A 21,071-nucleotide genomic window follows, 5' to 3' on the forward strand; every position below is an offset into this window, starting at 1 on the left:
GGTTAAGCAGAATGACAAAGCTAAGTATCCATGGCCGGCTTCAAAGCAAAGTGCCCGACTTCTTACATAAGAAATCGGGCACTTTGTTCGTATCAGGTGGAAATTAGCCACCAAACGAATATCCCAGTACGACAAAGACCGCACTCGACTTAAACTTGCCCGCACCTAGCACAGTCGTTGCGTTGCTCTTGAAGACATTCGACGCGCCGCCATCGTAGCGCACCCCTAGCGACGGCCCGTGGCCAAACCGGTAGCCTACACCTGCCACATAGTTGAGGGCAATGCTGTTAACCTCGCTTTTTACGTTGTCGCCGGCTTCGTTTACTGCCTTGATGGGTACATCTATTTCCGGGCCGGCCTCCAGATACAGCCCGCCAGCATGGTAGCGGGCCAGCAGCGGCACATCAATGGTTGTGAGGTCGCGGTTCAGGTCTTCGTCGTTGCTGGTGTCGAAGTACCGCATGGTGTACAGCACCTCCGGGTGGAAGGAGAAGGAACTGCTCACGTACGCATCAGCCGTGAGGCCCGCCTGGTAAGCCGAATGGCTGACGGAGGTATACTGGTTGTTGCTCAGAATCCGGTCGCGGCCATAGGCCACCATAATGCCCACAGCAGGGGCTGGTTTCTGGGCGTAGGCAGTGCCAACGCCGGCAGCCAATAAAGCAATTAATACAACGGTCGGTTTCATGAAGTTTTGATGAATAAAGTGTTGATTATTAGGGTAAAGCAATTGTAGTGGTGTTATACTGCCCCACCGCTTGCCGAGTTGTGCAAAGTGGCCCGTCTCCGCTCCAAACGCATGAGCGCCCGGCCTCTACTGGGAGAAGCCGGGCGCTCATGCGTTCGGGAATGACAAAGGCTTGTTATTCCTTCTTCTTGGTTCGCTTGTGGATAGTGGGCCGGGAGTAGGTGAGGTACACCTGAAAGGCGCTGTTGCGCAGGTCCGGCGTCACAACCCGACTGTCGGTTGCCGCCTTCAATGCCGTGCCAAAGCCGGCGTTGTAGCGCCCCCCAATGCCCAGCCCGCCCTTGAGAGGCTGGTAGCCCGCGCCAAGCACGAAGCCAACATCGACAAACTTATAGCTGTTCTTAACGCTCACTTTTTCGCCTGAGGCGTCGCTTTTGGCATTAATCAGAAAACTTACCTGAGGGCCAGCTTCCAGAAAAAGGCCGTCCTTGGTGGTAGCGCGAAATGCCACTGGCACATCGATATAGTTAAGCCAGATAGACGACTGGGTGATGTAGCCAGCCGGCGTTTTGGCTCCCTTCATAGAGTACAGCAGCTCGGGCTGAATCGAAAATGGCCGATTCAAAGCCAGGTTGGCAAACAGGCCAGCCTGGAAGCCATATACATACTGCATGTTTTTGGCCCCGTCGCCAACAAAGGACGCTGCCGAACCACCCGCTTTGAACCCCGCAAAGGAGTTGCTGCGGGAATGAAGCTGCGCATGTGCGCCAGAAACAGCAAGGGTCGCAATAGCCAGGCTGAGTAAGGATTTTTTCATGTGAAAGCTGAAGTATGGGCGAACAGTAAGCATTACAAAAAGCAATAATTGAGAGTGTATTGCCGCCTTCTACGGCAACTTCTATAAATGTGTTAAGTAACTTTTCAAATCGGAAATTAGGTTTGATTTAACAAAAGTTTAAAAAATTATTGACAATGCACCATCCAGCGTTCCAATTTCTCAGCTGATGAAATAAAAAAAGCCCGGCTTCAAGAGAAGCCGGGCTTTTTTAAACGAGGATTGGGGCAATTTATTTGCCGCCGAACATGTAGCCCAATTGCAATTGGAATACTGAGTTGCGTTGTTTATCTCCAGTTACTGACGGGTCGCTGATATCTGAGATGCCACCGTTGTAACGAATGCCGATGCTAGGGCCGCTAGATAACTGATAGCCCAGACCTACTACGTATCCAAGGTCAGTCTTACGGAGGCCGGTTGTGCTCGTATTGTCAGGAATACTTTGTCCCTGAATATCGAAAGTGGTCTTTTGACTAAGCAAGAAACCAATCTGTGGACCAGCTTCGAAGAAAAGGCCATCGGCATTCACTTTAAGTAGCACCGGTATATCTAAGTAATTCAAATGGCTATTGATTTTATCGCTGCCAGATTCCTGTTTGAAGCCCTTCATCGAATACAGCAATTCAGGCTGTAGCGAGATGAGGTCAGAAAAGCCAAAGTTGGCAGCTAAGCCGCCAACAAAGCCGAGCGTACTTTTAGCGTCGCCAGTATTATCACCCGAAAGTGAAGACAGGCTAGCTCCAGCTTTTACGCCAAAATGAATTTCTTGGGCATTAGCGGCACTAGCCAAGCCTACAAGTAGACCAAGAGAGAGGATTACTTTTTTCATGATTGAAACGAGAGAGGTGAATTTCAATACAAAGCTAGCGGAAATTTCTAAGTCAATAACAATAGGTATTTGCCAATACTTTATTGGGCTAAAAAGAGAAAGGAGCCGATTCAATTAAGAATTGGCTCCTTTCTTAGGTCAGAAATACGAATTGGGGTTACTTACCGCCGAACATGTAGCCAAGCTGCAGCGAGAATACTCGGTTGCGCTGTTGGTCATAGGCATCGTCGTCTTTGCCGATGCTGTTGATGCCACCGTTGAAGCGAGCTTCAATGCCCAGGCCCATAGCTGACTGGTACCCGATGGCAGCAACGTAGCCTAGTTCCATTTTCTGGAAGCTGTCGTTATCGAATTTAATTTCGTTGCCGTCGCCGTCCGATAGTTTGGTGTTCACCAAGTAGCCAATCTGTGGGCCTGCCTGCAAGAAAGGACCTTTGCCGTCGCTCAGGGTGTAGCGGAACATTATCGGGAGCTCTATGTAGTTGAGCTTGAAGTTGTAGTCGTCAAATGGAGCGCCTTTGAGTTCGGCACCTTTCATGGAGTAAAGCAATTCGGGCTGGATAGAGAGTGACTCCGACAGACCGAAATTGGCAGCCAGACCACCAACAAAACCGAACTTATAGCCGATGTCGCCCAGGTTATCGCCGGAGAACTTCGTGTAGTTGGCACCAGCTTTAACACCAAACTTAGTAGAGGTCTGAGCGTTAGCAACACCAGCCATGCCAACTAACAGGCCCAGTGATAGGATTACTTTTTTCATGATTAAGAAAATGATATAATTAATTCTGAAGACAATCTGTGTAGTGTCTTTCAGTATGGGCTTATATCGGCTGGAAAGGGGGTAGGGTTTCATAATTCCAGCAACTATTTTTTTGCTCATAATTCCTTCATAATCCAGCAATCAAGCGACTTGGGTGTATTTTTGGAGTTGGCCCAATTAAGGTGTATGAAGGTTGTTTTTGTCCGTAGAGTGCTGGTACTAATGTTGCTGACAGGCCTGATGGCGCAGTCGGCGGCTTCCCAAATAATCGATTCGACGGCAAAAGTGCCACGGGCACCGCTGGTGATTGGGGCATATGCGCAGGGCAGTATAATAATGGCTCATACCTACGCTATTAAGCATTTGGTGGCTTCGCATCCCACTGGGTTTGAGATTAATATACAACGCCAGACGACTGGTGCAGACCCATGGCACGAGTGGTACAAGTACCCTAAAGTGGGCCTGGCCCTCACGTATTACGATTTTCACAACCCAATCCTGGGCTATGTGTTTGCGGCTAGTCCGTACATCAGCAAGACGTTTTCGCGCGGTCCAAAGCACGATTTTAGCTTCCGGCTGGGAGCGGGCCTAGCCTATCTCACCAACCCGTACAACCAGGAAACGAACCACAAAAATACCATCGCCAGCTCGGCCCTGAACGCCACGCTGCAAATGCGGTTTGAATACGATTATGCCCTCACGCCGCACTTGGGCTTGCTAGCCGGCATTGGGCTGAACCACTATTCCAACGGCGCTACCACCAAGCCGAACTTCGGTGTAAACCTGCCCTCGCTGGTGTTGGGGCTGAATTACCACGAGCAGCGGCCGGCACCAACCTACCATAACCCGGCGCCTCTGCCCGACGACATTGGCCGCACGTTTTTCAACGTGAGCACCAGCCTGGGCTTCAAGCAGCGCACCGAAGGCGACAAGCAGAAGTACCTCGTAAACTCGGTCACGTTGGCCGTGGGCCGGCGCATGAACCGCAAATCCAACCTTCTGTTGGGCGTGGAAGGCTTCAACGACCGCAGCCTGAAAGCCACGTTGGAGGACACTACCCGCGCCGGCGGCAAGCAGCCCGACGTGAAAAAAGCCGGCGTATTTGTCGGCCATGAGCTGCTGTTTGGCCGGCTGGCCTTCGACTCACATCTGGGCTTCTACGTGTACGCGCCCTATAAATCGAGCACGGCCTACTATGAGCGGCTGGGCTTGAAATACCACTTCACCAACCTGCTGTTTGGGGCCATTGATTTGAAAATTCACCGTGGTGCGGCCGACGTGATTGAGTTCAAAGTGGGCGCTAAGTTGTAGCGGGCTGGCGCGCTTCAGCTGGCCAGGCAGGGTGTTTCGGATGCCCTTTTTGCTGCTTCAGAAACCCCGGTTTGGGTGAGTCGCGCTTGGCTTTCATCTTTCGGCTGTGGTTCAATTAAAGCCGCGTCTTCAGCCATGGAAACCTTCTTCACCCTCAACCGCTACCTGCACATTGCGGCTGGCATCACGGGCTTTTTTGTGGCACCTGTAGCCCTGGTCGTTCGCAAGGGCGGGCCAGCGCATCGGCGTTGGGGGCTGGTGTTTTTCTGGGCAATGGTGGTGGCTGGCGCCACGGCCATAGCGGGCTCCCAGCACATTCACAGCACCTTTCTCCTGCTCACGGCGATATTTAGCCTCTACATGGCGGGCTTCGGCTACCGCTCTTTATTTCTGAAGCAGCTGGCCTGGGATGCCCGCGTGGCCGCCTTCGACTGGGCCGTGGCGGGTGTGGGGTTGCTGGCCTTCCTCGGCACGGTAGCTTATGCCGTGCTGTCGAAGAACATTGCAGTTGGCGTATTTGGGGCACTGGGCGCCGGCACCGCCTTCCGCCAGCTGCGCGGCTATGCCAACGCCGGGCACTGGACCAAAAACCAGTGGCTGCTCAACCACATTTCGGGTTTTCTGGCTTCGTACATCGCGGCAGTATCGGCGTTTTCAGTTACCAGCCTGCACCACTTCCTGCCGGGTCACTACGAAATCCCGTTCCCTTTCAATTTCCTTTGGCCCACCGTATTGGGCGTGCCGCTCATCATGTGGTGGCACCGGCGGGTACGTGGGAATAAGCTGCCAACTGCTCATTAATCCTTCTCACCAGCGCTGGCCCTTCATAGACAAAGCCAGTGTAGAGTTGGATGAGCGTCGCGCCAGCCGCCAGCTTTTCCTGCGCATCAGCCGCAGAATGGATACCGCCGGAGCCAATGATGGGCAATGAGCCGCCGGATTTCTGATGCAGGTAACGGATTATTTCTGTGGCGCGGGCCCGTAGCGGTCGGCCGCTCAGGCCACCTGCGCCGAGGCTGGAAACATAAGTCGAATCGGTTCGCAGATTGTCGCGGCTGATAGTGGTGTTGGTGGCTACCAGTCCGCTCAGCTTGGTTTCGCGGGCTATTTCCAAAATGTCGTCGAGCTGCGAATCGGTGAGGTCGGGCGCGATTTTGAGCAGCAGCGGGCGCGGCGTGGCCCGGGCCTGGTTGCGGGCCTGCACTTGCTGCAACAGCTCAATGAGCGGCTTTTTCTCCTGTAGCTGGCGCAGATTGGGCGTGTTGGGCGAACTCACGTTCACCACGAAATAGTCAACAACTTCGACCAGCGCTTCGAAGCCGGCCACGTAGTCCTCGGCGGCGCGCTCGTTGGGGGTGTCTTTGTTCTTGCCGATGTTGCCGCCGATGATGAGCTGCCGGTTCTGACGCCGGGCCAACCGCGCCGCCACGGCCGCCGCGCCATCATTGTTGAAGCCCATGCGGTTCACCAGCGCTTCGTCCTGTGGCAGGCGAAACAGCCGCGGCTGCGGGTTGCCGGACTGTGGCCGGGGCGTCACCGTCCCAATTTCTACGAAGCCGAAGCCCATGGTAGCAAGTTCATCGGTGAGCACTGCATTCTTGTCGAGCCCTGCCGCCAGGCCCACCGGGTTTGGAAACTTCAGTCCGAAAACTTCCCGCGTTAGGTTGGGGTGCTGGAAATTGTACAGGCTGCGCAACAGGGCCTTAGTGCCCGGCAATTGCGCGGCGCGGCGCAGGTTGTTGAACACGACGTGGTGAGCGCGCTCGGCGTCGAGTTGAAAAAGGAGGGGTTTGACGAGAGCTTTATACATAGCAGGGATTATCCGGCCCAGCCTTCGCGGTCGAGGCTGCGGTATTGAATGGCTTCGGCCAGGTGTTGAATCTGAATATCGGCGGTGCCAGCCAGGTCGGCGATGGTGCGGGCCACTTTCAAAATCCGGTCGTAGGCGCGGGCGCTCAGGCCCAGGCGCTCCATAGCCGTTTTTAGCAGCGTGCGGCCTTCCTCGCTGATGGCGCAAATGTCCTTCACCATCTGCGGCGGCATCATGGCGTTGGAATGGATGTCGGTGAAGTCCTGAAAACGGGTTTCCTGCACCACGCGGGCCTTATCGATGCGGGGCTGAATTTCAGCGCTGGTTTCGGCCTTGCGCGTTTCCGTCATCTGGTCAAACGTCACCGGCGTCACCTCCACATGCAAGTCAATCCGGTCGAGCAGCGGCCCCGAAACCTTGTTCAAATACTTCTGTACCACCCCCGGACCGCACACGCATTCCTTTTCCGGGTGGTTGTAATAGCCGCACGGGCACGGATTCATGCTCGCTATTAACATGAAATTTGCCGGAAACTCAATGCTGACTTTGGCGCGTGAAATGGTGACGCGGCGCTCCTCCAGCGGCTGGCGCATTACCTCCAAAACCGAACGCTTGAACTCGGGTAATTCGTCCAGAAACAGCACGCCATTGTGCGCCAGCGAGATTTCGCCGGGCTGTGGGTTGCTGCCGCCACCCACCAGTGCCACATCCGAAATAGTATGGTGCGGCGCCCGAAACGGCCTTGTGCTCAGCAAACCACCGCCGGCCAGCTTGCCGGCAACGGAGTGGATTTTGGTGGTTTCCAGCGCTTCCTGCATGCTCAGGGGCGGCAGGATGCTGGGCAGGCGCTTGGCTAGCATGGTTTTGCCCGCACCGGGCGGCCCAATCATGATGACATTGTGGCCGCCAGCCGCTGCAATTTCCAGGGCGCGCTTGATGTTTTCCTGGCCTTGCACATCGGCAAAATCGGCCGTGTATTTATTAACGGAATGCTGGAACAGCTCGCGGGTATCCACCGTGGTAGGCGTTATTTCCAGCCGGCCCTCGAAGAAATCAATAGCGTCCTGCATGCTGCTCACCGGTATCACATCAAGGTTGTTCACGATGGCGGCTTCCTCCGCGTTTTCCTTTGGCAGCATAATGCCCTTGAAGCCTTCCTTACGGGCCTGAATGGCAATGGGCAACACGCCTTTAATGGGGCGTAATTCGCCATCCAAGGCCATCTCACCCATGATAATATACTCCGGCAGCCGGTCGGTCTGCAATTGCTGGGAGGCATGCAGAATGCCCAGCGCAATGGGCAAATCATAGGCCGCACCTTCCTTCCTGATGTCGGCCGGAGCCATGTTCACCACCGTTTTGGTGCGCGGCATGCGGTAGCCCCGAAACTTCAGCGCAGCCTCGATTCGCTGCTGGCTTTCCTTGATGGCATTGTCCGGCAAGCCCACTACGTTGAACCCCGTTCCGGCCGAAACCACCACTTCGATGATAATGGTGTAGGCATTGACGCCCTGCACGGCCGAGCCGAAAGTTTTGGTGAGCATGAGGTTGCGGTAGCGAAAAGAAAGGCGGGCGAAAACAACGGTTGCGTAAAGCTAAGAGCCGCAAGCCCAATAGCCTCTCACGCAGTGTCCCGCAGCGTTAAAAAAGGCAAAGCCTCCTGGTGTGATTCTACCCTGTGAGACATTGCGTTTTTAACACTGCGGGACACTGCATGAAAAACCAATTTCTACCCAACTACCAATTTTTCAATCAGCATAATAATAATATGAATCGCCTTGATATGGATTTCCTGAATCCGGTCGGCATAGCCTGAGTGCGGGGCTCTGATTTCTACGTCGCTCAAGCTGGCGAGCTGGCCGCCGTCTTTACCAGTCAGGGAAACTACCTGCATCCCTAGTTCCTTAGCGGCTTCGGCAGCGCGTAGAATATTGGGCGAGTTGCCGCTGGTACTGATGGCCAGCAACACATCGCCGGGCCGGCCAAGGGATTCCACGAAGCGGCTGAACACGAACTCAAACCCAAAATCATTGGCCACGCAGGTCATGTGCGAGGCTTCGGTGAGGGCAATGGCGGCCAGGGCACGGCGGTTCTGGCGGTAGCGGCCGCTGAGTTCTTCGGCAAAATGCTGGGCGTCGCAAAGGCTGCCCCCGTTGCCACAGGTCAGGATTTTGCCACCGTTCTTCAGGCTGTTCGCCATTAGCTCGGCGGCGGCAGCGATGCTGGCGATGTGGGCTGGGTCGGCCAGAAAGCGGTCGAGCACGGCCCTGGCTTCGGTCAGTTCGGCGTGGATGAGGTCGGGGAGGGTGGAGGCGGACACTGTTGTGGTGGTCGGTAATTAGGTTTCAAATCCGGCATCCTGAGCAGCGCGAAGGACCTTGCCGCTGACGGAGGATTTGCAGTGATTTTCGAAAATTCAGCCGTGATAAGGTCATCCGTGCTGCTCAGCATGACAGGTTCCCTATGCCAGCGGCGGCCGGTCGGCTGGCGGGGTGTTGCTCAGGCTGGGGTCGCTCTGCGGGAAAGTGGGTTGGGGCAGGTGGTCGGGCGTGCGGTTCTCGGTGTTGCTGTGGGCTACGCGGCCTTCTGCCGGGGCCACGGGCAGGCGGCCATCGACGGTGCGGCTGGTGGGCATGGCTGCTGGGGCAGTGGCCCGCTGCTGGGTGTCGTAGAGCTTGGCTTTCAACTCGTTGATTTTGCCTTCGTGCTGGCTCACCGAACGGCGCAACAGCACACTATCGAGGTTTTCGGTTACCATGTGAAGCGCCAGAAGAACTGCTCCAATGATGAACATGACGTAGAAAAACTGCCGCTCTTGCTCAATGACCGATAGACCCGGACCCATGCCCATTACCGACGACCGGACGGCAGGCGCGAGGATGAATAGCAGCGCCAGCAAGAGGTAAATCATGACGGCGACGGTGATAATGCGTTTGAGGGCAAGCATGGCGGTAAGGCTGGTTTGAGGGCGAAAGATAGGGTTTCTTATACGCTGGCTTTCGCAGAACGAGCATTCCGGAGGCGCAATTCGACCGCCGAAACCAGGATGGAGTGGTCGTTCGACGGCTGAGCTGTTAATCCTACTTCCCTGGACCTAAACCAGCGCCGCGTTGGTCTGCATCGAGCTAAGGCGCTGGTATACCCCGCCTTCACGCCGAATCAGTGCATCATGAGTGCCACGTTCCACGATGCGGCCGTGTTGCAATACCACAATCTCATCGGCGTGCTGCACGGTGCTTAGGCGATGGGCAATGACGAGGGAGGTGCGGTTTTGCATGAGGCGCTGCAAGGCTTCCTGCACCAGCTTTTCACTCTCAGTATCGAGCGCCGACGTTGCTTCGTCAAGGATGAGGATGGGCGGGTTGCGCAGAATGGCGCGTGCAATGCTCAGCCGCTGCCGCTGCCCCCCCGAGAGGCGCGAGCCCCGGTCGCCAATCACGGTTTGGTAGCCGTCGGGGCTGGCCACAATGAAGTCGTGGGCGTTGGCAATGCGGGCAGCTTCCATCACCTCGGCCTCGGTAGCGGCGGTATTGAAGCGGATGTTGTTGAAAATCGTGTCGTTGAATAAGATACTTTCCTGGGTTACAATGCCCATCTGGTCGCGCACCGAGTGTAGAGAACAGGCGCGCAGGTCGTGGCCGTCGATGAGAATCTGGCCGGCGCTGGGGTCGTAGAAGCGGGGGAGGAGGTCGGCCAAGGTGCTTTTGCCGCCACCGCTGCCGCCCACCAGCGCCACAGTCTGGCCTTTTTTGATGGTCAGGTTGATATCGTGGAGCACCGGCGTTTCGCCATAGCTGAAGTTGAGGTCGTGAAACTCAATCTCACGCTCGAACGGCGGCAGCACTTTCGCATCGGGCCGGTCGCGAATGGCCGGCTCGGTATCGATGATGCTGAGCACCCGCTCGCCGGCCACGAGCCCGCGCTGGATGTTGCCAAACGACGACGAGAGTGCCTTGGCCGGCGTGAGCACCTGCGAAAAGAGGATGACATACCCAATGAATGTCTCGCCGTCGAGCGCCGACTGTCCACCCAGAATCAGCGTGCCGCCGAAATACAGCAGGCCTGCCACCACCGAAACTCCGGCAAATTCCGAAAAAGGTGAGGCCAAATCCCGGGTATTATCAATGTTGCGCGAGGTACGGGCGTATTGGTCGTTCTGCTCCTCAAACTTGCCCTTGATGTACTCCTGCGCGTTGAATGCCTTAATAACCCGAATGCCGCCCAGGGTCTCGTCAATCACAGATAGCATGGTGCCGAGAGTTTTTTGACTTTGCTTGGCTTGGGTGCGCAGCCGCTTGGCAATGGTGGCAATGATGCCACCTGAAATCGGTAACAACACCAGTGTGAATAGCGTGAGCGGCACCGACATGTGAAACAGCACCAGAAAATAGGCAATGATGGTGAGCGGCTCCTTGATAACGGCGGTGAAAGTGTTCACCACCGACGTTTCCACTTCCTGCACATCGGCCGTAAAGCGCGACATCAAATCACCCTTGCGCTCGCCAGCGAAAAAGCTCAGCTGCAACCCAATGATGCGGTGGTACAAGTCGTGCCGCAGGTTGCGAATCACACGGGCCCGCACTTTGGCCAACAGCCGCAGGCTCATGTAGCGAAATACGTTGCTCAGCAGCACCGATACCACCACCACACCGCACACAAAGGCCAGCGCACCCATCTTGCCATGGTCGACCAGCACATCGGCAAAGAAGTAGTTGAACGTATCCGTCACCCACTGAATGGTAGGCTTGAAGGCCGGTAGGTGGTCGGGCGCGCGCATTGGCACCTTGTCGGTCTTATCGAACAGCACACTCAGCAGCGGAATAATCAGTGTGAAGTTGCCAATGCTGAAGAAGATGGTGAGCACCGTGTACAGCAAGTACTGCGGCAAAAAAGCCATCAGCGGCCGAGCGTACTGTAGGATGCGGAGGTACGTTTTCATAGGCAAGGGCGGCAAGCCAGGTTAAGGACGCCGAAACTCTGCGGTTACTTCAATTAGCCCGTCGATGTGCTGGTTGAATTCGGTCAACTGCTCGGCGGGCACCCACAGTTCGTTGTGCATGGGGTCGCCCACGTTCTGCACAGCAAATTGCGCGAGGTATTCAGATTCAACCGCAAACCGCACCACATAGCCCACGCCGTAGTACGGCACGTTCCAGTCGCGGCTGATTTGCACGGCATACTCCTCGTTCAACACCGGGTAAAAAATGGGCTGCTCGGGCAAACGCGGCGGAAAACTGCGCCAGTTGCTGGCCGCAATCAGGTCCAGCTCCTGCTGGTTGACGGGGCGGTATAGATAAGTGGTTTCAGGCATGGCCTAGAATTCATGTAACCGTTGCACAATGTTCCAGCGCACGGCCAGCGAGGCGTACACTTCGTTGCCGTCGAGCTCGGGCGTGAGCGAGTAGGTCTGATGCCGGGCAATGAGCTTGGCATCCAGAAACAGGTTGAGGCGGGGCTGGTAGATAGCTGTAAAATCGCCGTGGAGCAGCCGGCTTTTATTGCCCTGGCCGGTGCGGTTGCCGTATTCGGCCACGCGGGTGTTGTAGCTTTTGAGCACGTTGCCGCCGTAATTCTGCAGGGCCACGTCGCCGTTGACTAAGTCGAGGCCTTGCTCCGAATAGATGGCCTTGCCCACCAGCATCAGGCGGGGCAGGGGCTGGTAGCTGAGCACGCCCAGCACTTCGGTCAGGTTGGCACCCATGGGGTGCGCCAGGGGCTGGTTGTAGTGCTGGTAGTTAGTGTAAATATCTTCGTGCTGGTAAGTGTAAGGTCGGATATAGTTCACTTCCACTTGCAAATCCAGGTTGCGCAGGCCGGCCACGTCCACGTATTTGGCGCCCAGCTGCACCGACTGCTTATTGCCCCACCAACCGTTGCGGGCACGTATTTCGCTTACCTTAAACTCGTCCAGCACCAGTTGCCCGTAAAGCTGTGCCGTGTGTTTGATGTTCCATTTAAAATCCAGCCCCAGAATCGCGTTGTCGGCCGAGCCCACTTGCTGCTCAATGGCACGGTAGAAAATGACCGGGTTCAGGTATTGCAGCTCAAAGCCCCGGCGGGTGCTGCCCGGCACGCGCTGGCCCAAGCTGTCAGTCTGGTAGCGTCCGCCCAAAATGGTGCTCTCAAACAGCCCGATGTTGAAGTTCGGCGCTACGTCGAAGCTGAGGTGGTGCAGGGCCATGTACTTCTTAGGGTACACCTGGTCGGCGTTTTCCTTCTGCGCAGTCAGCTCGGCAAACAGGTTCTGGTAGTTGAATTTCCAGACGCGGGTATTAATCTTCAGGAAGAAATACGGTGCGCTGTAGTCCGATAAAATAAGCGAGCGGTAACCGTTGCCGATGAAGTTGCGGTCGTGGGCCAGCTGCAGGTTGATGTGCTTGGTGGCCGCATACGTGATGCCACCCCGGGCCGTGAAGAAATCATAGGCGCTGCCGCCTTGGGTTTTAAAGTACTTCCAGTAGCCTTCGTGCGGCACAATCTGGTCGCGCTGAATGCGCGCCTGCACGTACTGCGGCACGGCCTCCTGGTTATCGGCCAGAAAGGTATAAAAACCCAGCCGCTGGTCGATATTGCCCTCAATCTGCACCCCGCGTGTGTTCACGTAGCGCAGCCCGCTGATGTCGTTGTCCTTGCCGGCCGAAAGCAGCAGCACCGGGTTCACACGTAGCGTGAAGTCCGGTGTCTTGACGTGATAAAGGTCGGTCTGGTCGCGGTAGAAATAGGTAAGCACCGGTTTGGCGCTGGCATTGATGGCCTCGCCCCGGGCGCTGTTGGCCCAGTTGTCCTTCAGCAGGTATTGGGCATTGAAACGGTCGGCCCGCGACAGGCCACCAGTATAAGCTGCGCTACTATCGCCCGACAGCATCCGCTCACCCAAGTGGGCCGCCGCGGCCCGCGAATACGGCCGCACGCTGGTATGCGGGTCATTTAATGCGTCGGGCCCGAACTTGATGGCGTAACGGTCAATCAAGCGATAAACATCCTGGTCGAGCGGCACATAGTTAGCGCCCTGCGTGGCGTCTACCTTGTTCTTGTTGGGATGCGAAGCCGGAATGCTGTCCAGCGGCTGGTCAAACACCAGCCAAGGGGACTTTTCTGCCGGGGGAGTAGCCGTGGCGGGCACCGTTTGCGCTGCCAGCGGCCCTGCCAATAGCATTATAGAAGAAGGCAGGAGCAAAATTTTATGCATAGAAACGAATAGCGTAGTAATAAAAGCCAGGATGACTGGTGCGGCTAAAACAAAAGCCGGCCAATTTTTAACAAACCTACGCAGCAAGCCGTTGGCGGGCATCCGACGCCGCATGCTGGCCCGGTGCCAATGGCTGGGTGGCCTCGATGGCGAGCCTCCGCAAGCAAGTCTGCCTATGCCTATTTTTTGCCCGACCCCGGTTTGTGTGCCAACTTCGGGTTGCCGACCGGGTTTTGGGTCCGGTTTCACTTTCTATAATTTCTCCTTTCCTATGGCTTCGACTCCTCTTTCTTCTGCTTCGGACGTTCCACCCGTTCCCACCGCCGCCGATGATGCCACCGCCGAAGCCGTAGCCAGGGTCCACGTCGTGTGCGCCGAGCCCAGCATCGCCAACCATTTCCTGGCCGAGCTGCGCGACAAAGACGTGCAGAAAGACAGCCTGCGCTTCCGCCGTAACCTCCAGCGCCTGGGCGAAATCATTGCCTACCGCATCAGCGCCCACCTCAGCTACACCGAGCAAACCATTCAGACGCCGCTGGCCGAAACCACCGGGAAGCTGTTGCACGATTTCCCCATCCTGGCCACCGTGCTGCGGGCCGGGCTGCCATTCCACCAAGGCTTTCTGAACTACTTCGACCAGTCGCCCAGCGCCTTCGTGGCGGCCTACCGCATTGAGGGCACGGCCCAGGTGCAGGTACAGGTCGACTACCTCTCGGCGCCTAGCCTCGACGAGCGGGTCCTGATTCTGGCCGACCCCATGCTGGCCACTGGCAAAAGCCTTGTGCAAACCTACCGTGCTATGCTGCGTTTCGGCATGCCGCGTCAGGTATACATTGCTGCCGTTATCGCCTCGCCCGAAGGCTTGGCCTACGTGGCCCGCGAAATCCCCGAAGCTAACCTCTGGGTAGCCGCCATCGATGAACGGCTGAACGAGCACGCCTACATCGTGCCTGGCCTCGGCGACGCCGGCGACCTCTCCTTTGGCAGCAAACTGTAAGAACAAGTACCCCGAACCTATACTTCCGCTCAGGCGAACGAACCACCGCTTTGCAGCACAAACTCAACAGTGTATTTGCCGAGTGCTGATATAATTCCTGAGCAGTATGGAACACCCGGTCGGCAAACCGGGTATCTTTGCTAAGCGCCCACCCCGCGTTGCTGCCCCTTCTCACCCGCCCCTGCCTTTTCGTTTCGTTGTGCTCCATCCCGCCGTTAAATGCGCGTCCGTGTTCCTGTTGAGCACGGTCAAGTTTTTGGGTGGCCCGTTGGCCGGAACTTCCATGGGGCTGCACTTCTGGCCTACGCTGGCCCTGACAGTGGCTGGCATGATGACCAGCGTGTTTATCTTTTCCGGGGTTGGGGGCGCTTGGATGCGGCACCGCCAGAAGCAGCGCCGCCTGCGCCGCGAGCCCATCTTCACCAAACGCTCGCGCAACATTATCAAGATATTCCAGAAGTTCGGCATGGGCGGCATCGCCTTTCTCACGCCCATTCTGCTGTCGCCCATCGGCGGTACGGTTATCGCCACGCTGCTGGGCGTACCCCGACAGCGCATCCTGCTACACATGTTCCTAAGCGCCGTATTCTGGGGCACAGCGCTCACCTTCGCCAGCATTCACTTCGGGCATTTGATACACCACGGGAAGTAGCGAGTAATGGGTAGTGATTAGTGTCGTTCAATCCAAACAGAACGACATCAATCACTACCCATTTCCATTACTCACTAAAATAACTACCGTCCCCGCCGCTTCAGTGCTTTCACGCCTGGGTTCGAGCCGCCTTTTTTACCCACAAAGGCCTTCGAGCCCTTAGTGCTCTTTTTCTGGCCTTCTACAAAGGGCTTACCGGTGCGCTTGTCGATGGTCACGCCGGGCTTAATCCATTCTTTGCGGTCGTGGAAAGCGCCTTTGAACTCGGGGTCGAGCTTCTTGCGACGGTCGTCAAGCTCGCGACCCATCTTCTGCTTTTCCTCGAACGGTGTTTCCTCCACTTTTACTTCTTCGGGCAGCGGCAGCCGTTCAATCTGCTGATTGATAAGCTGCTCAATCTCGCCAATGTGCACCATTTCTGCCTCGTTGGCGAAGGTGATGGCCGCACCGATGTGCTGGGCCCGGCCCGTGCGGCCAATGCGGTGCACGTAGTCGTCGTGCACAATCGGTACGTCGAAATTGATGACGTGCGTCACCTGCGGCACGTCAATGCCGCGGGCAGCCACGTCCGTTGCCACCATATACCGCACTTCCCCGGCTCGGAACGAATCCATGCTGTTGATACGGGCGTTCTGGCCCTTGTTGCCGTGAATTACGCGTACTTCGCCAGCGGGAGCCTTGCGCTCCAGAAAATGCGCCACTTGGTCGGCGTGCTCCTTGGTGCGGCAGAACAGCAGCACCCGGGTCATCACCTCCGCATCGCGGTAAAGTAGGAAGTGCAGCAAGTTGATTTTGGTGAGCAGATTGGGGGCCTCGTATAGTACCTGCGATACCGTAGAGGCCGTTTTGGCCGGCGGGCTCACTTCCACCCGCACCGGAAATTCCAGGAACTCCTCACTCAGTGTGGTTACGCGTTCCGGCATGGTGGCCGAGAAAAGCGCGTTCTGCCGCTTGCGCGGAATAATCTCCAAAATGCGCCGAATCTGGGGCATGAAACCCATGTCCATCATCTTGTCGGCCTCGTCCATCACGAAGGTTTTCAGGTCGGTCAGCCGCACCGCGCCTTTCAGGTAAATTTCCATCAGGCGACCCGGGGTGGCCACCAGCACGTCGAGGCCCTGGGCAATGGTTTCAATCTGGGTTTTCGGCCCCAGCCCGCCATAAATGGCGAAAATGCGCAGGTCCGTATTCACGGCCAGTGCCTTCAGGTGCGTCTCAATCTGCATGGCCAGCTCGCGGGTAGGGGCCAGTACTAGGGCCCGCGGGTTTATGCCCTGCGCATATTTTACCTTCATCAAAAGCGGCAGGCCAAAGGCGGCCGTTTTGCCGGTGCCCGTTTGGGCAATGCCTAGCACGTCGTGCCCAGCCAGCAGCAGCGGAATGGTCTGTATCTGCACCGGTGTGGGCTCTGTGAAGCCAGCTTCTGCTACCGCGGTAAGTAGTTGTTTATTGAGTTTGAAATCGTTGAACGACGGGGTGGTATTGGGTTCCATTCCGCAAAGGTCGGTATTTTGTGCCCGTCTGTCACCTTGTAAGCAGCTGTTGTCCCAAGCGGAGTGATGGACTTTAATCACAACCAAATAATTTGGACCGCAAGTAAAACCGATTAGATTCCATCGCAAGTCGTTCCGGCATATCAAGGTCCTTTGCTTCAATCCAGACAACGGCAAGCCACAAGATGGCAGATACACCGAACTTTTTTTGCCACATTCCACTTCTTTTTCTATCTTTGCACCACCAAAACAAACACGGTAGATATAGCTCAGCTGGTTAGAGCGTCGGATTGTGATTCCGAAGGTCGTGGGTTCGAGCCCCATTATTTACCCACAAAAAGCAAGTCCCCGGAAATTATCCGGGGACTTTTTTGTTGCTTGCTTTAATTCCGTTTTAATACGGCTTTAACCGAACCGTTTATTCACCACATTTTACTTGCATGAGTCTGCTTGTCATCGGCAGCGTCGCATTCGACGCGCTGGAAACGCCTTTCGGCAAAACCGATAAAATAATCGGTGGGGCCGCTACATACATCAGCCTCTCGGCATCTTATTCGCTGAAGCCCGTGAAACTGGTGGCCGTGGTAGGCGACGACTTTCCGCAATCCGATATCCTGCTGCTCGAAGAGCACGGCGTGGACGTGGAAGGCCTGCAAATCAAGGAAGGTGAAAAATCGTTTTTTTGGTCGGGTAAATACTCCAAAGACCTCAACTCGCGCGAAACCATCACCACAGAGCTGAATGTGCTGGGCAGTTTCGACCCCATCATCCCGGATAGCTACCAGGACTGTAAGTACCTTATGCTGGGCAACCTGGCGCCACAGGTACAGCGTCTGGTCATTCAGCGCCTCGTGAATCGGCCCAAGCTGATTGTGATGGACACCATGAACTTCTGGATGGACATTGCGCTCGAAGAGCTCATCGCTACCATCGAGATGGTGGACGTGCTGAGCATCAACGACGAGGAAGCCCGCCAGCTCTCCGGTGAGTATTCGCTGGTGAAAGCCGCCAAGAAAATCATGGCAATGGGCCCCAAATTCCTCATCATTAAGAAAGGCGAGCACGGTGCCCTGCTCTTCCACAAAAACAAGGTGTTCTACGCTCCGGCATTGCCGTTGGAAGAAGTATTCGACCCGACCGGCGCCGGCGACACCTTCGCGGGGGGCTTCATCGGTCACCTCGCCGCTACCGACGACATCAGCTTTGAAAATATGAAGCGCGCCGTTATCCACGGTTCGGCCATGGCTTCTTTCTGCGTGGAGAAATTCGGCACCGAGCGCCTGCTCAACCTAAGCGCCGAAGAACTGGAGGCCCGCGAGGCACAGTTTGCTGAGCTGGTGAAGGTGGTGCCAGCAGCGGCAGTGGCCAACGTATCGGCTGTTTAGCACCGGTATAATTTGGGCAACGCGCGTCGGGCGGACAACTCTTTGGCGACGGGTTGGGTAAAAGGAAACATCATTCCACCTTTTGTCTTCCACGCCATGTCTGATAAGAAAAACAACCTGCCCGATGAAAAGCCTTCGGTAGTGCCCTTTGAGAATGAGCACCACAAGAAGACCAAAACTCCTAAAGTGGATTCGTCTACTACCCAAAACCTCAATCAGAACCACCTGACTGAGCAAGGCAACGAAACCAAAGGCAACACGCCCGGCGGTAATTTCAACGAAACCCGCCATACTCAGGCCAACAAACCGCGGAGTAACCCCCAAGGCAATAGCCCGATGTCGGTTGACGCGACTAATGCCAAAAAAGGCCCTGGAAGCAAAGCCGACTAGTTTCTAAAGTTTTAAGAGCATAAAAGAGCCCCGCCGGACGAATCCGGCGGGGCTCTTTTATATCTAGACAAGCTGCTAAAACTCCCACCCCAGCCATTGCTGAAAGCCACGCTGCTGCGCCGCATCGGCCGTTTCCAACTGGTCAACCATATAGCGCTGCCCGAAGCGGACGTCTGGTGTAGCAGTCAGCGTCACCGTGAGCAGCCGGTTCTGGCGAAACACGCTTACCTCATACGCCGCTTCGCCGCTGCTGAGTAGGCTTTGCAGGTTCATGTCCACGCGGCGGCCATTCACGGCCACAATTTCATCGTCCACGGTCAGGGCTGCAGCCGCGGGCGAGTTGGGCCAGATGGTTGTTACTTCCGTCCGCTCATTTTTTACCACCGTGCGGAAGCCAAACTGCCCTTCTGAAGCCGAGGTGTTTTCGCCCACCAGTAGCTGACAGCCGACGGTGTGCAGCACCCGGTCGAGCGGTTCCAGTAGTGGTGCGGTGCCATAGATGAACTTGTCGAAATAAGCGTGCATGTCGCGCCCGGCTACTTCGTTCACAATGCGCACATAATCTGCCTCGGTGTAGCCAATACCGGCTTTGCCGAACTCCTCATACAGCCGCCGCATCACATCGTCGAGGCTGCGGGCGTGCCCGGAAAGCTGGCGTATGGTGAGGTCCAGCAGCATAGCCACCAGTGCCCCTTTGTGGTACACCGATACTTTGCGGTCGGGCACACCGGGCTTGTAGCCGTCCAGCCAGAGGTCCATGCTGGCATCGGCAAGCGAGAGGTTTTCGCCGCCCGCATCGTCGTAATGCTTGCGCAGTACCGTGTTTAATTCCTCAAAATACTGCGCAGGCGTGCGCACATGGCTGCGGGCCAGCAGGTACTCGCCGTAATAAGTCGTGATGCCTTCTGCGATGAAGCAGGTACGGAAATAATTCTCGCGGCTATAGTCGTAAGGTTGCATCTCGGCCGGCCTAATGCTCTTGATGTTCCATGTATGAAACAACTCGTGGCAGCTCACGCCCAGCAATTCTTTGTAAAGCCCCTCGCTCATAATCAGTTCGGCGGGGCCCAGCGTAATCACCGTCGAGTTGTTGTGCTCCACACCGTGGTAGTGCTTGTAAGGCAAAAATTGATTCAGAAAATGGTAGTCCGTCACCGGAAAGCCACCAAACATCGCCAGCTGCACCTCCGAAAAAGCCTTGAAATCGGCGAGCAGTTGCGGCCAGTTGACCAGCGCCTCACCCTGCACCCAGATGTGGAAGGGCAGCCCGCCTGCCTCGTATTCCTGATGCGTGAGTGTGGGGCTTGCAATGAGCGGCGAGTCGGCCAGTTGGTCAAAATTCTGCGCTGAGAGCACATTTGGCGCGGTTTGCTTCAAGCCGCACGCTACCTGCCAATTCTCGGGCAATGCTAGTGTCAGCTCACACTCTTCCATTTGCTGGCCCTCGGCATACATCAGCGCCTGTACTGGGTTCAGGTAAAGCTGTGATTCATCCAGCCAAGAGCCGCCAGCATCCATCTGGTGAGCATAGAAGTTGTAGCGTACTCGCACCGTGTGACCAGCCGCATTAGGTATTTCCCAACGGTCTTTGGTGAGCTTGCGATAGAGGAGGGGCTGGCCAGTGGTTGCGTCTTCAACTGCCACACGTTGAATCTTTTGTGCGAAGTTTTGGAGCTCATAGCGCCCCGGCCGCCAGGCTGGTAGCTGAAGCTCTAGCGGAGCGGTTGCATTGGCGGGCACGTCCAGCGTGAGCTGAATTTGCAGGTAAAACGTGAGTGGGTTTTCGTAGGAAACGTGGTAGTGAATCATGGCCAAAACAGTCTAATGGGGCACTCAAAGCTAGCAGGTCTGAAACCATTGCGGCTAAAAGTGGCTGAGGCACTTGTCTTTTCCAGCCAAAGCCCGTACCTTTGCCGGCCCAACTCGAAACTCGTCTTTTTAGATTCTTTGATATGAAACGTACCTTCCAACCTTCGAAACGCAAGCGCGTTAACAAGCATGGCTTCCGTCTCCGCATGGAAACCGCCAACGGCCGTAACGTACTGGCCCGTCGTCGTGCCAAAGGCCGCAAGCGCCTCACCGTATCCGACGAAGGCAAGCACAAGCGCTAGTATTTTTAGCCGTTAGCTGAAAGCTGCTAGTAAGGACCTTTATGGGGCCCCATAGCTAGCAGATTGCCGCATTGCTGAGACAGTATTATTTCTGTCGTGGCAATGCGGCTTCGCTATTTTTGGCCATCCTAAAGTGGTTGCGCTGCTACAGCGTCCACCGATAAGTAAGCATCGTGAACGAGCCAACCGCCAAGAGAAAATATACTTTTCCGAAAGAGGAACACCTTTGCCGCAAGAAGCTTATCGAAGAGCTTTTCAGCAAGCAAAGCTCCTCCTTTGGCGTTTATCCCTTGCGCATGGTCTGGATAAAAGCTGCGGCCCCTACCACCGCTCTGCCGCAGGTACTCATCAGCGTGAGTAAGCGCACATTTAAGCGGGCCGTTGACCGCAACCGGCTCAAGCGGCTCATCCGGGAGGCGTATAGGCTCAATAAATATCGGCTCCTTGAGCAACCAAACGGGCACCAAGTCGCTCTGCTAGGTATTATCTTCACGGGAAAGGAAAAAAGTCCACTGGCCTTGGTGGAAAAAAAATTAATTTCCGGTATTCTTCGTTTAACGGGCACGACTGTTGAAGCATCCGCTTCACCACCGGCCCCGTAGATTCGCCAAGCTGCTACCC

At 56.0% G+C, this 21,071-nt stretch carries 21 protein-coding genes and 1 tRNA gene; 9 read left to right on the top strand and 13 right to left on the bottom strand.

Annotation, left to right across the window (positions count from 1 at the left end):
• Positions 1-103: 103 nt before the first annotated feature.
• From J4E00_RS23580 to J4E00_RS23595, 4 genes are all read right to left on the bottom strand, one after another.
• Entirely contained in the window at positions 104-688 is a 585-nt protein-coding gene (locus tag J4E00_RS23580) for an outer membrane beta-barrel protein (protein WP_208177823.1), read from the bottom strand.
• Between the two features lie 175 nt (positions 689-863).
• Positions 864-1,505 carry a porin family protein gene (locus J4E00_RS23585; protein WP_208177824.1) on the bottom strand — a complete coding sequence of 214 codons (642 nt, stop codon included), beginning with the start codon at positions 1,503-1,505 and terminating at the stop codon, positions 864-866.
• Positions 1,506-1,755: 250 nt separating this feature from the next.
• Complete coding sequence (locus J4E00_RS23590) at positions 1,756-2,352, bottom strand: porin family protein (protein WP_208177825.1); 597 nt, start codon at positions 2,350-2,352, stop codon at positions 1,756-1,758.
• Positions 2,353-2,509: 157 nt separating this feature from the next.
• A complete protein-coding gene (locus J4E00_RS23595; RefSeq protein WP_208177826.1) occupies positions 2,510-3,112 on the bottom strand; it encodes a porin family protein in 603 nt (200 codons plus the stop codon).
• 336 nt (positions 3,113-3,448) lie between these two features.
• Between J4E00_RS23595 and J4E00_RS23600 the strand changes: the two genes are divergently transcribed.
• Complete coding sequence (locus tag J4E00_RS23600; protein ID WP_208177827.1) at positions 3,449-4,423, top strand: acyloxyacyl hydrolase; 975 nt, start codon at positions 3,449-3,451, stop codon at positions 4,421-4,423.
• Between the two features lie 135 nt (positions 4,424-4,558).
• On the top strand, positions 4,559-5,224 hold the full coding sequence (locus tag J4E00_RS23605) for a hypothetical protein (protein WP_208177828.1): 666 nt from the start codon (positions 4,559-4,561) through the stop codon (positions 5,222-5,224).
• On the opposite strand, the gene J4E00_RS23610 is transcribed toward J4E00_RS23605, so the two are convergent.
• From J4E00_RS23610 to J4E00_RS23640, 7 genes are all read right to left on the bottom strand, one after another.
• A complete protein-coding gene (locus tag J4E00_RS23610; RefSeq protein WP_208177829.1) occupies positions 5,172-6,233 on the bottom strand; it encodes a quinone-dependent dihydroorotate dehydrogenase in 1,062 nt (353 codons plus the stop codon). The two genes, J4E00_RS23605 and J4E00_RS23610, sit on opposite strands and share 53 nt — an antisense overlap.
• An 8-nt stretch (positions 6,234-6,241) precedes the next feature.
• Positions 6,242-7,777 (bottom strand): YifB family Mg chelatase-like AAA ATPase, encoded by a 1,536-nt coding sequence (locus tag J4E00_RS23615; RefSeq protein ID WP_208177830.1) that lies wholly within the window; start codon positions 7,775-7,777, stop codon positions 6,242-6,244.
• Positions 7,778-7,962: 185 nt separating this feature from the next.
• On the bottom strand, positions 7,963-8,553 hold the full coding sequence (gene lpcA, locus J4E00_RS23620) for a D-sedoheptulose 7-phosphate isomerase (RefSeq protein ID WP_208177831.1): 591 nt from the start codon (positions 8,551-8,553) through the stop codon (positions 7,963-7,965).
• 141 nt (positions 8,554-8,694) lie between these two features.
• Positions 8,695-9,180 carry a hypothetical protein gene (locus J4E00_RS23625; protein ID WP_208177832.1) on the bottom strand — a complete coding sequence of 162 codons (486 nt, stop codon included), beginning with the start codon at positions 9,178-9,180 and terminating at the stop codon, positions 8,695-8,697.
• Positions 9,181-9,327: 147 nt separating this feature from the next.
• Positions 9,328-11,172, bottom strand: a complete 1,845-nt coding sequence (locus J4E00_RS23630; RefSeq protein WP_208177833.1) for an ABC transporter ATP-binding protein — start codon at positions 11,170-11,172, stop codon at positions 9,328-9,330.
• Positions 11,173-11,193: 21 nt separating this feature from the next.
• Entirely contained in the window at positions 11,194-11,544 is a 351-nt protein-coding gene (locus J4E00_RS23635; protein WP_208177834.1) for a hypothetical protein, read from the bottom strand.
• 3 nt (positions 11,545-11,547) lie between these two features.
• Positions 11,548-13,422 (bottom strand): capsule assembly Wzi family protein, encoded by a 1,875-nt coding sequence (locus tag J4E00_RS23640; RefSeq protein ID WP_208177835.1) that lies wholly within the window; start codon positions 13,420-13,422, stop codon positions 11,548-11,550.
• 271 nt (positions 13,423-13,693) lie between these two features.
• Between J4E00_RS23640 and upp the strand changes: the two genes are divergently transcribed.
• The gene (gene upp, locus J4E00_RS23645) at positions 13,694-14,419 is read left to right on the top strand and encodes a uracil phosphoribosyltransferase (RefSeq protein WP_208177836.1); all 726 of its coding nucleotides are present in this window, start codon (positions 13,694-13,696) and stop codon (positions 14,417-14,419) included.
• 199 nt (positions 14,420-14,618) lie between these two features.
• Positions 14,619-15,071: a hypothetical protein gene (locus tag J4E00_RS23650; protein ID WP_208177837.1), complete on the top strand. Its 453-nt coding sequence runs from the start codon at positions 14,619-14,621 to the stop codon at positions 15,069-15,071.
• 83 nt (positions 15,072-15,154) lie between these two features.
• Here the strand turns inward: J4E00_RS23650 and J4E00_RS23655 are convergent, their stop codons facing one another.
• Positions 15,155-16,564, bottom strand: coding sequence for a DEAD/DEAH box helicase (locus tag J4E00_RS23655; protein ID WP_208177838.1), 1,410 nt, complete (start codon positions 16,562-16,564; stop codon positions 15,155-15,157).
• Positions 16,565-16,822: 258 nt separating this feature from the next.
• Between J4E00_RS23655 and J4E00_RS23660 the strand changes: the two genes are divergently transcribed.
• From J4E00_RS23660 to J4E00_RS23670, 3 genes are all read left to right on the top strand, one after another.
• Positions 16,823-16,896: transfer RNA gene (locus J4E00_RS23660), tRNA-His, on the top strand.
• 108 nt (positions 16,897-17,004) lie between these two features.
• Positions 17,005-17,949 carry a PfkB family carbohydrate kinase gene (locus tag J4E00_RS23665; RefSeq protein ID WP_208177839.1) on the top strand — a complete coding sequence of 315 codons (945 nt, stop codon included), beginning with the start codon at positions 17,005-17,007 and terminating at the stop codon, positions 17,947-17,949.
• A gap of 96 nt (positions 17,950-18,045) precedes the next feature.
• Complete coding sequence (locus tag J4E00_RS23670; protein WP_208177840.1) at positions 18,046-18,339, top strand: hypothetical protein; 294 nt, start codon at positions 18,046-18,048, stop codon at positions 18,337-18,339.
• Between the two features lie 75 nt (positions 18,340-18,414).
• Here the strand turns inward: J4E00_RS23670 and J4E00_RS23675 are convergent, their stop codons facing one another.
• The gene (locus J4E00_RS23675) at positions 18,415-20,148 is read right to left on the bottom strand and encodes a M61 family metallopeptidase (RefSeq protein WP_208177841.1); all 1,734 of its coding nucleotides are present in this window, start codon (positions 20,146-20,148) and stop codon (positions 18,415-18,417) included.
• A gap of 143 nt (positions 20,149-20,291) precedes the next feature.
• Between J4E00_RS23675 and rpmH the strand changes: the two genes are divergently transcribed.
• Positions 20,292-20,450, top strand: a complete 159-nt coding sequence (rpmH, locus tag J4E00_RS23680) for a 50S ribosomal protein L34 (protein ID WP_208177842.1) — start codon at positions 20,292-20,294, stop codon at positions 20,448-20,450.
• A 173-nt stretch (positions 20,451-20,623) separates the two neighbouring features.
• Entirely contained in the window at positions 20,624-21,052 is a 429-nt protein-coding gene (gene rnpA, locus J4E00_RS23685; protein ID WP_208177843.1) for a ribonuclease P protein component, read from the top strand.
• Positions 21,053-21,071: the final 19 nt, after the last annotated feature.

Origin of the sequence: Hymenobacter negativus (genome assembly GCF_017571495.1) — a bacterium.
In the GTDB taxonomy this organism is placed as follows: Bacteria; Bacteroidota; Bacteroidia; order Cytophagales; family Hymenobacteraceae; genus Hymenobacter; species Hymenobacter negativus.

Coding starts and splice junctions, on each gene's coding strand:
- J4E00_RS23580 (WP_208177823.1), bottom strand. CDS start 688: ATGAAACCGACCGTTGTATTAATTGCTTTATTGGCTGCCGGCGTTGGC.
- J4E00_RS23585 (WP_208177824.1), bottom strand. CDS start 1,505: ATGAAAAAATCCTTACTCAGCCTGGCTATTGCGACCCTTGCTGTTTCT.
- J4E00_RS23590 (WP_208177825.1), bottom strand. CDS start 2,352: ATGAAAAAAGTAATCCTCTCTCTTGGTCTACTTGTAGGCTTGGCTAGT.
- J4E00_RS23595 (WP_208177826.1), bottom strand. CDS start 3,112: ATGAAAAAAGTAATCCTATCACTGGGCCTGTTAGTTGGCATGGCTGGT.
- J4E00_RS23600 (WP_208177827.1), top strand. CDS start 3,449: ATGGCTCATACCTACGCTATTAAGCATTTGGTGGCTTCGCATCCCACT.
- J4E00_RS23605 (WP_208177828.1), top strand. CDS start 4,559: ATGGAAACCTTCTTCACCCTCAACCGCTACCTGCACATTGCGGCTGGC.
- J4E00_RS23610 (WP_208177829.1), bottom strand. CDS start 6,233: ATGTATAAAGCTCTCGTCAAACCCCTCCTTTTTCAACTCGACGCCGAG.
- J4E00_RS23615 (WP_208177830.1), bottom strand. CDS start 7,777: ATGCTCACCAAAACTTTCGGCTCGGCCGTGCAGGGCGTCAATGCCTAC.
- J4E00_RS23625 (WP_208177832.1), bottom strand. CDS start 9,180: ATGCTTGCCCTCAAACGCATTATCACCGTCGCCGTCATGATTTACCTC.
- J4E00_RS23630 (WP_208177833.1), bottom strand. CDS start 11,172: ATGAAAACGTACCTCCGCATCCTACAGTACGCTCGGCCGCTGATGGCT.
- J4E00_RS23635 (WP_208177834.1), bottom strand. CDS start 11,544: ATGCCTGAAACCACTTATCTATACCGCCCCGTCAACCAGCAGGAGCTG.
- J4E00_RS23640 (WP_208177835.1), bottom strand. CDS start 13,422: ATGCATAAAATTTTGCTCCTGCCTTCTTCTATAATGCTATTGGCAGGG.
- upp (WP_208177836.1), top strand. CDS start 13,694: ATGGCTTCGACTCCTCTTTCTTCTGCTTCGGACGTTCCACCCGTTCCC.
- J4E00_RS23655 (WP_208177838.1), bottom strand. CDS start 16,564: ATGGAACCCAATACCACCCCGTCGTTCAACGATTTCAAACTCAATAAA.
- J4E00_RS23665 (WP_208177839.1), top strand. CDS start 17,005: ATGAGTCTGCTTGTCATCGGCAGCGTCGCATTCGACGCGCTGGAAACG.
- J4E00_RS23670 (WP_208177840.1), top strand. CDS start 18,046: ATGTCTGATAAGAAAAACAACCTGCCCGATGAAAAGCCTTCGGTAGTG.
- J4E00_RS23675 (WP_208177841.1), bottom strand. CDS start 20,148: ATGATTCACTACCACGTTTCCTACGAAAACCCACTCACGTTTTACCTG.
- rpmH (WP_208177842.1), top strand. CDS start 20,292: ATGAAACGTACCTTCCAACCTTCGAAACGCAAGCGCGTTAACAAGCAT.